The organism is Treponema vincentii F0403 (assembly GCF_000412995.1).
Taxonomy (GTDB): Bacteria; Spirochaetota; Spirochaetia; order Treponematales; family Treponemataceae; genus Treponema; species Treponema vincentii.
The window spans coordinates 1,217,025-1,229,967 of record NZ_KE332512.1 but is presented as its reverse complement, the minus strand read 5'-3'; the positions used below and the strand labels follow the sequence as shown (position 1 = coordinate 1,229,967).

The window sequence follows — 12,943 nt, the reverse complement described above, 5'->3', positions numbered from 1 at the left end:
TTCATTTATATATCTTTTCGAATAAGCTGTCCGAAAACAGATAAAAGTTTGTCTGTTAGTGACATGTTCTTGCTTTGAGCATAAAAGAAAGGTGTAATATATTTTTTGCGTATGTGTATATCTGTTTCCATCTACTATTGTTACAATAAGGCTTTTATGAAATGGAAATATATTTGTAATTATTTTGTGAAAATTTAGAATTGATTTGCCCATTAACATAAAATTGAGTATATTTTATAAATAAATTTATTCCAGTATAAAGATAAATAGGATTGATAGAATTATTGCCGGTGTAGTAATATCATCACTTATAAAAATGAAAGTTTTAGGCTGTGGAATTAGATAAATAATTTACGAGGTGATTAGAAGATGAATAAAGATGATTTTATTGAAGAATGCAAAAATATTAAAAAACATGATTATAGAAAGTTTAGTAGTTATAGTTTATTGGCAAAGAATTTTTTAAAAGATAAAATCAACGTAAATGTGTATCATGATTCCTTTGATTTAGTACGACAAGAAATTTGTAATATCACTGAAGATGACTCTTTTCCGAATACAGAACATAACTTTTACGAGTATTTTTGTAAAAATTATCTTAATATCAATCAGTTGCCAGCAAGAGTTTTTATTGAAGATTATGAAGCTGCCATCGAAGATTTAAATATATGTAATGAGAATATTACTTCGTGCAAAAATGAATTAGACAGACTAGAAAAAATTAAAAAAGAGAAAAGGTACTTAGATGGAAAAGAAAACTACCAGCAAAATAGAATGAAGTTTTATATAGATGTGTATTCACAAAAGAAAGAAGCATTAATCACTTTTTTGACTCAGAAGATTATGTTCGGAGCACATTATGCTGAGAGAGATGGAGAACTTATTTATAAATATAATAAGGTAAAGAAATTAACAAAGGGAGATATTGATACAGTAAATGAAGTTACAAATAAGTTTTTAAATCTCGGGATACCTAATTTAGACGAGATGATTGATATATATTATAATGATTTTGAACGTTTTAAAGATATAATTTTAGAATACTGTAAAACAGAAAAAATTGAAAATAAAATTCGATGTCATGTCGATGCTAACCATATCTTAAACAAAAAAAAGCATCTATTTGAAAAAATATTAAAAGTATATGAAAACAAAGATTATTTTGTTTTTAGTAATTTAGTGCCTCTCTTTATTGAAGGTCTTTTTGAAGATATGTGTATCGAATTGAAAGCTGAAAAAAAAGATTTATATGCCCAGTCTTTAAATTTTAAGCTTACTTATATTAGAAATCATATTTATGCTTTTTTAGAATATGAATATTTTGCATTCTCTTTCCCTGTACTCAGAAATAAAATTGCACATGGTGATCTGAATACCAATGAAACCATTTACTTATCAAATATGCTAATACTTGATCTTTTATCAGTTACTCGTTTTTTTGTTGAGACTCCTTGGCTTCCATACATCGAAAATAGAGAGAAAATTCGTATGTTTTCAAAAGAAAAAATCGAAAATTTTTACAAAGACTATATAAAGGATCCTACAATATTGGATATAGAAATAGATACAATGTATGAAGAACATAAATTATTAGAAGAACTGAAGACTTCTATAAAAAGTACAGCTTTCCTAGATTTCTTAGAAGATTCAAACAATTTAGAGATTAATAATATTAATAAAATATTAGGACGATTTAAAAAGGATGACTTTGAATGCAATAGAGTTTCTAAGCTCTTAAAAAAATATCAAAAATCTCTAAGATAAAAAGTATACAATAACGTATGCTTTTTGTCAGGTTTTTTGTCTTTTTCGCTTCCCCTAGTCCATATCCTTAAAATGCCGTTTTAAGATGAGCTTGCCGATATACACGCCTGCAATGCCGAAGACAACAGCTAATACAAGTCCTATTACAGCAAAAGCACCGGTAAAGTATTGTACATATTCACGTATTTCGTCCGAGCTCATACCCATTTCCTGCCACTTCGCCAATTACCGTTCTAAAAAGAAGATGAGGGGAACCACACCTCCGCCAAAATATGCTGCCTGTGTAAGTCCGTGACCTGCAGCGATTGAAAGTGTTTTGAACCCTGTTTTTGTGATAATCACATCGCTTATCAAGCCTGCAATCACAACAAAAATCAGACAGTTAATACTTCCCATTCCCGTCAGCGTAAAGAGCGCGACACCCAGTCCTGCCAACAGCGTTAATGCTCCGAACCGCCGGACAGTCTTTACAACGAACAGGATGATAGGCCCCATAAGAATGCCCGTCATGCTGGGTGCAAACACGTGCATAATAGGAATAGTAACGGACGTCAGTATTCCGACGCCATAAATAACAGCTGCATAAATCGCCGCCATTAAACCGATCAAAACAAAGTGGCTGATTTTCCATGTATTCATAAATATACCTCTTTAGATATATATATTTTTTTGCATAAACTGTCCGCAAAATCGGTAAAAGTTTGTCTGATAGCGATATATTTTTGCTGAAATAATAAGTAGATAAAATTGTATTTTTTTTTGATTATAGGCGTGCCGGTTTTGTGCGTACCGCTCAAAACCGTCGAGCTTTCCGCTTGTAGCTTTTTGCTGTTACTGCATTCTTATAAGTAGTGTTATTCCGCTTACGTTTCATAAACTGCTAATGCTCGTACTGACAGCAAAAAGGCTATCGCTGCAATCTCTCACGCAACGCGAACGAATGTACCTCCATGTACATTCGTTCACTACAAGTTTGTTGCACAAACTTGTTACTGCATGGAACCACCGTCATCCATGACGGTGCTGAAGCTGACATCCGTGTCAATTCTTGGACGCGAGTTTTGGCAAAGCAAAAACATCGCTTCTGCATGGAACCAGTGGCGTCTGTGTCGGCATTTTTGATACACGTATGTGTGTCAACGATTATAGAAACATAATTCAAAGGGTATCAACCTTCTCTTATTGTAGAAAATTAGATATTGAGGTATAATACGCTAGATAAATAAATTATATAGCATTTCTAACAACTTGGTTAGATTTTTAGAAGAAGCCCCATCAGCATCGCTGATATCGAGGAAGCCATAATGAATCATTGGATGCAGTTAAGTATCGAATACGCAAACCAGAGAAATTATCTTGATCATTTGTTCCGTGTATATCCTACAATTCCGGACGGAATTCGAGATATAGATGAAAACCGTTGGGAAGCCGTCACGGATGCCTTCAATGCAATGGATAATATTTCCTTGGTTACCAACTTATTATATCTTGACTTATTCCCAATAAATGGAGATGCTTTGTATGAAGCTCAGAATTTAAACTGGAGTGAGATAAATACTCGTTCAATTGTTTTATTTGGAGATGCTCGGCCCCATGAACCCGATGAATGTGATAACGGCTATGATTATTTTGCTATTACGGAAAGTTTATTCAAACATGGTACGATAATAAATTCCGTCTATTGTTCTACCCGTGTTGATTACCGCCGTCTTACCTCTTTGCATGAGGTTGAAATTGGAGACTTCAGCCATCGTGTTTCCCGTCTTGACCATCCGGAATTTTTCTCATGGATTGCAAATGTAACGGGCGGGGTAGTTATCGGCGTGGAACAGATTGACGATATCGTAGACATCATAAAAGTAATGGCGGCAAAGGATGCCGGCAAAATTGATGAACTTGAAGAGGAAGAAATCAAAATAACTAACCGCCCGATTCCTGCTCTCAAACATATCAATGACCGAGCAAAACAAATCGAGGAGAAAAAGAAAATACTTGGAATTGGCTATTCGTCATAACAATTTTAGAAATTGTGAACTTGATTTATTTGAAAGCTTCTGATAAGCAAGCTGTAGATTTATAAGGTTTATTATGGAAATTTAATTCTTATAAATAGAAAAACGCCTTATTTTTACTATGCTATTTGGAAGATAAATTGATAGCGTAAATATAAGCATAGCACTGTTTTTAAAGCCAACAGCACAGTCGAACTGCGTTGCGGTTTAAAACAATGTTGGATTTCCCCAGTGGGCAAGGAGTTGGAATGAGATCTTTTGTATTATCCGTTAAAAACTCAATTCAAGAAAATGAAGGATTAATTAATATATCTGTTAATAATTATTTAAAAAAAATGAAAAATGGAAGTTCAAAATTATATTTACGCCATTGTTTTAAGCAAGCTGTTGAATATGCAAATCTACAAAGTAATGCCTCAATTGAAACCGTTCCTCTTATTCAATTTTACTCACTTTTAAATTTATCAAAAGTATTTATTATAATAAATAATGGTATTCATAATATTAAATTATCAACTCTTGAATCAATGTTTTCGAGTCATGGGGCTACTTCAAAAAATGTAAATGATGTATCTATTTCTAATAGAGGTACATTTCTTGAATTGATGAAAATACAAAATCCAATGAGTAATAATTCCTATTCATTGTTGCAGTTATACAAAAGAATTCCTGATTTATATGAATATTTACCAATGGTTTTTTCTGATTGTAAAACAGATTTTGTTCCAGTTTGCTATTGTCAAGACTATATGTATGAATCAGGACATATGCGGGCACACTGGTATTTCCATTGGCTGGTCGTTGATAAAACCTTTTATGATAAAAATTTAAATAATAATGATTTATACACCATTAGAGATACTACTGAAACAAAAGTAGTTTTTTCAAAAGTAAATATAGAAGATCCATTAAATGATATTATTTACTTTGATTGTAATGGGAAGCTTTTTCTTGATTCAAGTATAAGTAAGGATGATGAATTATTATCAATATATCTTATTTTTTTGAAATATTCATCACTCGTTAGGTATAAGCCTAAGAATTGGTATGAAAAAATAAACTCTAATGAGTTGGTTATTATTGAGAAAATGCTAAGAACAATGTTTTTTAAATTTTGGGCATATATAGCAAGAAAATTGACTAATAGATACGAAATATTAATCTAACACCTCCTTCACCCTGACATTGTCTTAGTGCAGCAATGCAGGTTAAGTGATAGTTGGACAGCTGCTCTGTAGAGCGATCACCCCATCATCTCATCATATTCGAGATACTGCAGTGCAGCCTTGCATACTACGGGACATCTTCTTAAGTTTTTTGCAAGATGCCCCATATCTTTTAAATAACCTCTTTTTCTATCCCTCTCTTACCCCCCTTCCCCCTATCCTTTCTCCCCATTCATTCTCCGTTGAAAGACAACAATCGCAAGCACAAAGACAACCACCGTATAGCCCATCACAACAGCCAAATGAGAAAAGACCTGACTGAAATTGCCGCTTAAGGTTGCCCGTATCGCTTCAGCACTATGATAGAACGGCAGGATATGTGTTATCGTTTTAAAAGCGCCGCCTATTAAATCGATCGGGATAAATACTCCGGATAACCATCCCGCAACATTTGTCAACAAAGCTCCGCAAACACCGCCGACCGCCTTATCATTCATCAGACTGCCGAAAAGCAGTCCTAACCCCACGAACAGCAGAGAGGTCAACGCTGTTACAATAACCGCAAACAGAAAGTACACCGTTATTTCAAGCCCAAAAGCTTTCGCCGCCAATAAGGTTATCGCCGCCTGCACTATTGTCATAGCGAGCATAGGCAACGTGTAGCCCAAAATAAAATCTACGGACGTCATCGGAGACGTAAACAAGCGCATTAAGAAAGATGAGGTACGGTCTTTTGAAAGCAACATCCCCGCAAATAACGCCATAAATACGCTCCCGAACATCGCCAAGCCCGGTGCAAGATTTCTTATTTCAAACATCGGATTTCCGGCTTCAGGCGGAATGGCTCCATTGGTAATGGACAGAAGAACCAACAGTACGAGAGGAAATCCCAGACCGAAAAAGAAATTGACGGGATCCCGCAAAACTTTTCTTGTATTTCTTCTTGCAAATAACAGTATCCTCATAACTCACCTCCCGAAAGCGCAACAAAAGCATCCTCCAATTTAGACGTACCCGTTTGTGCCGTTAATTCCGCTACCGTCCCAATCGCTTTTAACGTGCCCTTTGCCATTATTCCCACACGGTCGGACAGCGTTTCAACTTCATCCATATAATGCGTTGTCAGGATGATCGTCACTTTTCCTTTTAATGCTCTAATGGATGCCCATAACTCACGGCGCGCCAGCACATCAAGTCCGAGCGTCGGCTCATCAAGAAATAAAATCTGCGGATCGGAAATCAGCGCCATTGCAATAGAAAGGCGCCGCTGCATTCCACCCGATAAGCGTGTTGCTTTTTTATTCAATTCATGTTCCAATTTGAATTTTTGAGCCATCTCGTACGCGTTTTTCTTTGCCGTTTTACCGCCTTGCCCGTAAATTCCCGCAATCAGCTCCAAGTTCTCTAAAACCGACAAATTCGCAGCCACCGCCGTTTCCTGAGGCGAAATATTGATTTTTTCCTTTATCGCGCTGGGCTCTGCAACAATACTGTTCCCAAGCAACACGGCATCCCCGCTCGTAGGCTTTATCAGACAAGAAAGCATCTTAATGGTTGTGGTTTTTCCCGCTCCGTTCACCCCAAGTAAGGCAAATAATTCACCCTGCTCAACAGTCAAATTAAGATTATCTACAGCAGCAACATCGCCGTATTTTTTTGTCAGCCGGTCGGTTACAATGGCACTCATTTTTCCCCCTCCTCCGGTTCATTTTGATTAAAAATAGTCTCCATAAAATGTGCAAACATATTTTTAGGCGGGATCGCGATACCTTTCTCTATATCTGCCAAGACAATCAACGTATCTCCGGGATTAATGCCAAACACATCCCGCGCTTCTTTCGGAATAACAAACTGCCCCTTCTCTCCAACCTTAACTGTCCACGCATATTTTCCCTCCGGATGCTTCATTTTCTCCTCCTTATTTCAAGTATGATTAGTATGATCAGTGCAATAAGTATGATTTGTATGATTTATACCATATAATATAACGAAACTTACTTTCCATGTCAATAATCTAACCGCAGTCTTATCATTCTTTTTGAATTTTTTATGGAGATTCCCCTCACTGCGTTCGGGTCGCTACGTCCGCTGTTCCGCTTTCGCTCCATTCCTCCACTTCGTTTCCGTACGGACAAGGATGTCCGTGATGTGAGCGTAGCTCCCATCGCTAACCCTTGTGCCTCGCCGTCGTAATACCCCACCGCACGAATGCGAAAAACCGCTATATAAATGAAGAAAATCGTATTATAATAAACTATGTTTGTGAAGAAAGCGCTATCCGAACGGGATATTATTTCTAAATATATACTCCCTGCCATCGAACAATCCGGCTGGAATATGCAGACTCAAATGAAAGAGGAAGTTTCTTTTACAGACGGGCGTATTTTTGTAAAAGGGAGAAAGACAAAGCGAGGGATAAGAAAACGCGCAGATATTATCCTCTATTACAAGAGAATTGCCATCAATAGAACAGTAGAGGCGATTGCCCGCGGAGAAAACCGTCTCCTGCTTGTTATGGCAACGGGAACCGGTAAAACGTATACGGCATTTCAGATTATCTATCGCCTTTGGAAATCAAAAATAAAAAAGAGAATTTTGTATTTAGCTGACAGAAACAACCTTATAACGCAAACTAAAAAAGGTGACTTTAAGCATTTCAAGGATAAATGTCATATTATCAAACAGAAAAAAATCGATACATCGTATGAAATCTACCTTGCCTTGTATCAGGGGCTGACTAATTATGATGACGAGGCGGATGCTTACAAAAATTTCAGTCCAAACTTCTTTGACCTTATCATTGTAGATGAGTGCCATCGCGGTTCGGTTGATGCTGATAAAGCATGGCATAAAATCCTACAGTATTTCAGTTCAGCAACACAGATTGGTATGACCGCTACACCGAAAGAGACAAAGAATCTCTCGAACATAGAATATTTTGGAGAGCCGATTTATACCTATTCGTTAAAACAAGGAATTGATGACGGCTTTTTGGCTCCATACAAAGTGCTTCGTGTTGGAATGAATGTCGATTCGTGCGGAGGGTTTCATACCCCGGCGCTCTGCGCCGTAATAAAGGGGATGAAAGCCGACTGCAACCACCTTATGAGAACAACACCCCCGATGCTCTGCGTCAGGGGTGTTGATTTAGAAGGCTACCGTCCTGAACGCAGCAAGACAGATGTAAACGGCGAAATAATAGAAGACCGCCTCTACAATAGAAAAGGCTTTGACCGAAGCATTGTTATCGATGAGCGGACAGATGTAGTTGCCAAAAAGATTATGGAATATCTGAATAATTCAGAGCCGATGGCAAAGACCATTGTCTTTTGTGTCGATATAGAACATGCAGAGCGAATGCGTCAGGCGCTGTTACGATACGCCGTTCCGGAAATTACCGGAAAATCTGATACCTATATTGTCCGTATTACCGGTGATGATCCTGTTGCAAAGGGGTATCTTGAAGATTTTATAAACCCGGAAGCACCGTTCCCTGTGATTGCGACCACTTCAAAACTGATGAGTACCGGTACCGATGCCCCGGCGCTTACCCGTAAGGAACGGGTCGAAAATGTCCGTAAAAGAAATTATTGGGCAAAGTACGGTGAAAATGCACGGCGTGTATTAAACGCTTTGCTGGATAAATATGCTGAAACAGGTATAGAGAATATTGAAGAAATGCAGGTGCTTACGATAGAGCCTTTGAAGAATCTGGGAACACCGGCAGAAATTGTAAAAATATTCGGTGGGAAAGAGAAGCATCTGGCTGCACTCAAGGAACTTGAGAATGAAATATACGCGGCGTAATTGTATTTTTCTATGATTTTTGTTACAATTTGTAACATTTTGTCGATGTATGTAGTATAATATATAGGGGGAAGAAGAGTTATTATGAATTTTAATTTGCAGAAATTCTCAAGTGATGTTAAAGAATACCGTAAAATCAATAATCTTACTCAGGCTGATTTTGCGCATAAATTGAAATTGGATAATCACACATTAGTGTCACTTTTTGAACAGGGAAAACGAGCACCCTCAAAAGATGTTTTTGCAAATTACTGCCGTATAACCAATCATCGTGCTGAAGACTATTGGGAAACCTCAGATGATATGCCTATGGCATTTCTCATGGGAAAAATAGCTGATTTGGATAAAGCAAGTCTTACAGACGTCTTAGAAAAAATAGGAATGCGTGAATATTTATTTGCTCTTTATGACAGGATTAGTAAATGAAGTTAACAGATAATATCGATGAAATAATAAAAAGTCTTTCTCAATCCGGATATATATTTGGCAGTGGAGAACTGAGTGGTTCTGAAATTCGGCAAATAAAAAAACAATCTAAAGATTCAAGAGGGGTATACGGTGTAAATGCACCAATTGGAATGAATGTTTTTTCAATGATTGCACAAAACAATGATATTGTATTCCAACTTCAAAATTTTAAGGATTCGGAACTTGATGCAATGATTATAAAATATTCTTCAAAATCAAATCGTAAATATATAATAATTAACAGCGAAAAACCTCTTATTAATCAGATATTTGCTGCTGCCCATGAATACTATCATTACTTGTACAGTTTCACAGGAAATACAAAAGATTCAATTGTGTGTTTCTTTAATAAAAATGATAAAGAAGAGATAAAGGCGAACCGTTTCGCAGCAGAATTTTTATTACCGGAAGATGCTTTATCAATAGAAGTTGAACAATTAATAAAATATTATGGAACTTTTGAGCAGGTTCCATTGCCAAAACAAATATTATTCTGTTTTTTACTTGTTATAAAATACTCATTACCCTTAAAAGCTGTTATGTATAGACTAAAAGAAGAAAAAATCACAGATATCGATTTTATGATTAATCATTATAAAGAAATCAAAAAGATTTTGATTGAAAGTTTTGCAGATAATCCTTATATCAAAGAATTATATTCTAAATCAAATATGTATATAAATGAACAACTTTACGATTTAGTCCCGTTTCTCTATAACAGCGGTCGACTTGATGATACAACTGTAAACGAAATAATCAAGAAATTTAGTTTATCAGAAGCTCAAATAAAGGAATCTCTGATACGTAATGAATAATTATTTAGAAATAAAGAAAGATACCCCCATCATAATAGATACCTGTATTTTCATGGTCGGAATTGATAAACGTCAAACAAATCAGGACTATTCTCTCGAAAATATGAAAAAAAATTGGATGGATGATGTACTTTCTTATTTTGAAAAAATATTGATTCATGAAGTTGTCTATCAAGAATTGGATAATGAAACAAAAAAAATTATTGATGGATATGTTGGGAAGAATGTAACGGTAGTCTCAGATAAAGACTTGTTTAATTCTGATCCAGAGTTTATGCGGGTATTTAACGAAATTCATGATCATCCGTTAATGTATGCACCATTTAATAAAAACAAAAATCAGGGTGAAGTTCATTCTCTTGCGTATGCCTGTTACTATAATATATTATTTTTCTCATCAAAAGATACAGATGCTTGTGATGTCTGTAACGAAATAGAAGATTTACACAATATATCAATAGTTGGTTTTGAAACACTTCTTGGAATAGCCTATAAATCAAATCCGGATAAAGATAAAAAGAAAGCCTTAAAAGCATTATATAAAGAATTCTGTAGTCCAAGAATTAGACAAAAAGTAATACCAAAGACCCTCAATGAATTTATGGGGGAATACAAATAAGTAGTATTATTGCTTTTAAGGTATAAGGGACAAGATGGATAAAATATCGATTAGATTTTTTAATGATACGGAAGTTCGCGTCGTTTGGGATGAAGAACAGTCCAAATGGTGGTTTAGTGTGCTTGATATCATCGGTGTTCTAAATGAACAGCATGAATACGAAAAGAACCGTAACTACTGGAAATACTTAAAAGCAAAACTGAAAAAAGAAAATAATCAACTGGGTAGTGTTACTACCCAGTTCAAACTTACCGCGCCTGATGGTAAAAAACGGTTATCAAACGTCATTGATTACAATCAAGTAATAGAGCTTGCAAAAAATTTTCCGAACAATAAATCCGTGCCGTTTATCCAGTGGTTTACCTATTCTGAAGAAACAATAGACGCAAAGAGTAAAACAAAGGCATACGCACTTTTTGAAAGTTCATTGCTGGACAGTATTGAAGTTGGGACAATAAAGGGCTTGAAGCAGATTCATGCCTATCTTTTTGGAGGGCTCTATGATTTTGCCGGTAAAATAAGAACCGTAAATATTTCAAAAGGCGGTTTTCAGTTTGCAGCGGCAGAGTTCCTTGAACAAAATCTTGCCGGAATAGAGAAAATGCCGGATACAACGTTTGAACAGATTGCAGAAAAATATGTCGAGATGAATATCGCCCATCCTTTCCGTGAAGGTAACGGAAGAACAACAAGGATATGGCTGGATTTAATTCTCAAGCGTACATTAAAAAAGTGCATCGATTGGAGCAAAATCAATAAAAGAGAATATCTGGAAGCTATGGCGGAAAGCGTAATCGACTCAAGCAAAATAAAGGCTTTGCTGCAAAATGCTCTGACCGATAAAATCAATGACCGTGAAATGTTTATGAAAGGGATTGATTATTCCTATTATTACGAAGAAGCGGAGTAATATACACCATTTCCTCAATATTTGGTACATATCTTTGCTATATATCCCGAAAAGGAGTATACTTGGGACATGATGGATTTACTGAAGGAATAAAAGATGGGAGAATGGAAGAAAGTTAGGATTGGGGAGTTCCTGACAGAACGACAAGGCCGATACAAACCCGATGATAACGCTATCGCAACATATAAACGTCTTGATAAAATAGATTTTTCCGGAACAGTTCATATTTCCGAAAAACCTTCTAAAACTGATATGATTGTTGTTCAGCCGGGTGATTTGGTTATTTCCGGAATTAACGTGGCAAAAGGGGCTATTGCAGTATATCAGGGAACAGAACCCGTTACAGCAACAATCCATTATTCTTCATATATATTCGATGATTCAGTTGTTGATTTAGAGTATTTTAAATACTTTGTCAAAAGTCCCACTTTTATCGAAACCCTGAAAAAACAAGCAAAAGGCGGAATAAAGACTGAAATAAAAAAGTATACTCTTCTGCCATTCTTTTTCATCCAGCATCACTGTTTCCGTTACATGGGAATAAGATCTGCTGAAACAGTCACTCTGTACACTTCTTGCAAATGTTGTTGAATATCCCGACAGCTTCATTTAACAAATCGGTAGCTCACATCATTGCAGACATAGCTGCAGAACCGATTAGACCTACAATTTCCCCATAAAACCAACCGTGCTTCGACATGTGATTTGATAATTTTTCCATAAGCTTTTTCCTTTTCGGTAAAGGATTATTCACTTGGAATCCTTCACATAACTCTTTTACTTCCTCAAGTAATTCTTTTAACTCTTCCTTATCATTTCCGCCCTTTTCTTCAATTTCTTTTTCAATGGTTGAAACAATATTTTCCGCAGATAAAGTAGAATTAATAATTGAACCGAATGTTATATTACTTCCAGTTGCAGTAATGTTTATGTTTTGGGTTGTCTGTTTTTCCTCCTCTTTTCTTAATGCTTCTTCTTTATCCTTGAAGTAAGTTCTAGCTTGCGGAGATAAAATCACCATAAAGTTACCTCCCATAAATTCAATATGCCTGAACACCAGACCGTACGCTTGTAAGTTTTCAAGGATTTGCGTTAATCCGTCTGCATAACCGTCCGGCAATTCATCGTAATTAGCTTCGAAATCCAATGAATTGCATTGTTCGGATAATTTTAATAATACTTCCAATACAACTTCCGAACTTTTATCCAACATTCTTATTCCTCCGATAATTTCCTGTTTTTGAACAATATTCCGAGCAATTTCAGTTCTCTGCCGTTTTAAGGCTTCTTGTTTAGCCTTGCGTTGTGCATCCTGTAATTGTTTTTTAAATTGATTCTCTAAGTTTTTGGTATCGAAAGATATTTTAAAATTGGTCAATTTC

At 35.9% G+C, this 12,943-nt stretch carries 13 protein-coding genes and 1 pseudogene; 9 read left to right on the top strand and 5 right to left on the bottom strand.

The window, feature by feature from the left end; all coding sequences use genetic code 11:
• The first annotated feature begins 369 nt into the window (after positions 1-369).
• Positions 370-1,764 (top strand): hypothetical protein, encoded by a 1,395-nt coding sequence (locus HMPREF1222_RS05525; protein ID WP_016518561.1) that lies wholly within the window; start codon positions 370-372, stop codon positions 1,762-1,764.
• A 54-nt stretch (positions 1,765-1,818) separates the two neighbouring features.
• Here the strand turns inward: HMPREF1222_RS05525 and HMPREF1222_RS05520 are convergent.
• A pseudogene (locus tag HMPREF1222_RS05520) lies at positions 1,819-2,403 on the bottom strand (MptD family putative ECF transporter S component).
• A gap of 665 nt (positions 2,404-3,068) precedes the next feature.
• Here HMPREF1222_RS05520 and HMPREF1222_RS05510 point away from each other — a divergent pair.
• Both HMPREF1222_RS05510 and HMPREF1222_RS05505 read left to right on the top strand, forming a co-directional pair.
• Positions 3,069-3,779 (top strand): hypothetical protein, encoded by a 711-nt coding sequence (locus tag HMPREF1222_RS05510; protein ID WP_016518558.1) that lies wholly within the window; start codon positions 3,069-3,071, stop codon positions 3,777-3,779.
• Positions 3,780-4,024: 245 nt separating this feature from the next.
• Positions 4,025-4,942: a YaaC family protein gene (locus HMPREF1222_RS05505; protein ID WP_016518557.1), complete on the top strand. Its 918-nt coding sequence runs from the start codon at positions 4,025-4,027 to the stop codon at positions 4,940-4,942.
• A gap of 215 nt (positions 4,943-5,157) precedes the next feature.
• On the opposite strand, the gene HMPREF1222_RS05500 is transcribed toward HMPREF1222_RS05505, so the two are convergent.
• The 3 genes from HMPREF1222_RS05500 to HMPREF1222_RS05490 are packed head-to-tail and all read right to left on the bottom strand — an operon-like array spanning position 5,158 to position 6,850.
• Positions 5,158-5,907 (bottom strand): ABC transporter permease, encoded by a 750-nt coding sequence (locus tag HMPREF1222_RS05500; protein ID WP_016518556.1) that lies wholly within the window; start codon positions 5,905-5,907, stop codon positions 5,158-5,160.
• Complete coding sequence (locus tag HMPREF1222_RS05495; RefSeq protein WP_016518555.1) at positions 5,904-6,629, bottom strand: ABC transporter ATP-binding protein; 726 nt, start codon at positions 6,627-6,629, stop codon at positions 5,904-5,906. Before HMPREF1222_RS05495 ends, HMPREF1222_RS05500 begins: the two co-directional genes overlap by 4 nt.
• Positions 6,626-6,850 carry an AbrB/MazE/SpoVT family DNA-binding domain-containing protein gene (locus tag HMPREF1222_RS05490; protein ID WP_016518554.1) on the bottom strand — a complete coding sequence of 75 codons (225 nt, stop codon included), beginning with the start codon at positions 6,848-6,850 and terminating at the stop codon, positions 6,626-6,628. Before HMPREF1222_RS05490 ends, HMPREF1222_RS05495 begins: the two co-directional genes overlap by 4 nt.
• A gap of 348 nt (positions 6,851-7,198) precedes the next feature.
• On the opposite strand from HMPREF1222_RS05490, the gene HMPREF1222_RS13125 reads away from it, so the two are divergent.
• The 6 genes from HMPREF1222_RS13125 (at position 7,199) to HMPREF1222_RS05460 (ending at position 12,152) form a co-directional block, all read left to right on the top strand.
• A complete protein-coding gene (locus HMPREF1222_RS13125) occupies positions 7,199-8,749 on the top strand; it encodes a type I restriction endonuclease subunit R (protein ID WP_016518553.1) in 1,551 nt (516 codons plus the stop codon).
• A gap of 84 nt (positions 8,750-8,833) precedes the next feature.
• On the top strand, positions 8,834-9,175 hold the full coding sequence (locus HMPREF1222_RS05480; RefSeq protein WP_016518552.1) for a helix-turn-helix domain-containing protein: 342 nt from the start codon (positions 8,834-8,836) through the stop codon (positions 9,173-9,175).
• Positions 9,172-10,032, top strand: coding sequence for an ImmA/IrrE family metallo-endopeptidase (locus HMPREF1222_RS05475; protein WP_016518551.1), 861 nt, complete (start codon positions 9,172-9,174; stop codon positions 10,030-10,032). The genes HMPREF1222_RS05480 and HMPREF1222_RS05475 overlap by 4 nt, the downstream gene beginning before the upstream one ends.
• Complete coding sequence (locus HMPREF1222_RS05470) at positions 10,025-10,651, top strand: hypothetical protein (RefSeq protein ID WP_016518550.1); 627 nt, start codon at positions 10,025-10,027, stop codon at positions 10,649-10,651. Before HMPREF1222_RS05475 ends, HMPREF1222_RS05470 begins: the two co-directional genes overlap by 8 nt.
• 34 nt (positions 10,652-10,685) lie before the next feature.
• On the top strand, positions 10,686-11,561 hold the full coding sequence (gene fic, locus HMPREF1222_RS05465) for a protein adenylyltransferase Fic (RefSeq protein WP_016518549.1): 876 nt from the start codon (positions 10,686-10,688) through the stop codon (positions 11,559-11,561).
• 96 nt (positions 11,562-11,657) lie between these two features.
• On the top strand, positions 11,658-12,152 hold the full coding sequence (locus tag HMPREF1222_RS05460; RefSeq protein ID WP_016518548.1) for a restriction endonuclease subunit S domain-containing protein: 495 nt from the start codon (positions 11,658-11,660) through the stop codon (positions 12,150-12,152).
• A 34-nt stretch (positions 12,153-12,186) separates the two neighbouring features.
• On the opposite strand, the gene HMPREF1222_RS05455 is transcribed toward HMPREF1222_RS05460, so the two are convergent.
• Entirely contained in the window at positions 12,187-12,939 is a 753-nt protein-coding gene (locus HMPREF1222_RS05455) for a hypothetical protein (RefSeq protein ID WP_016518547.1), read from the bottom strand.
• Positions 12,940-12,943: the final 4 nt, after the last annotated feature.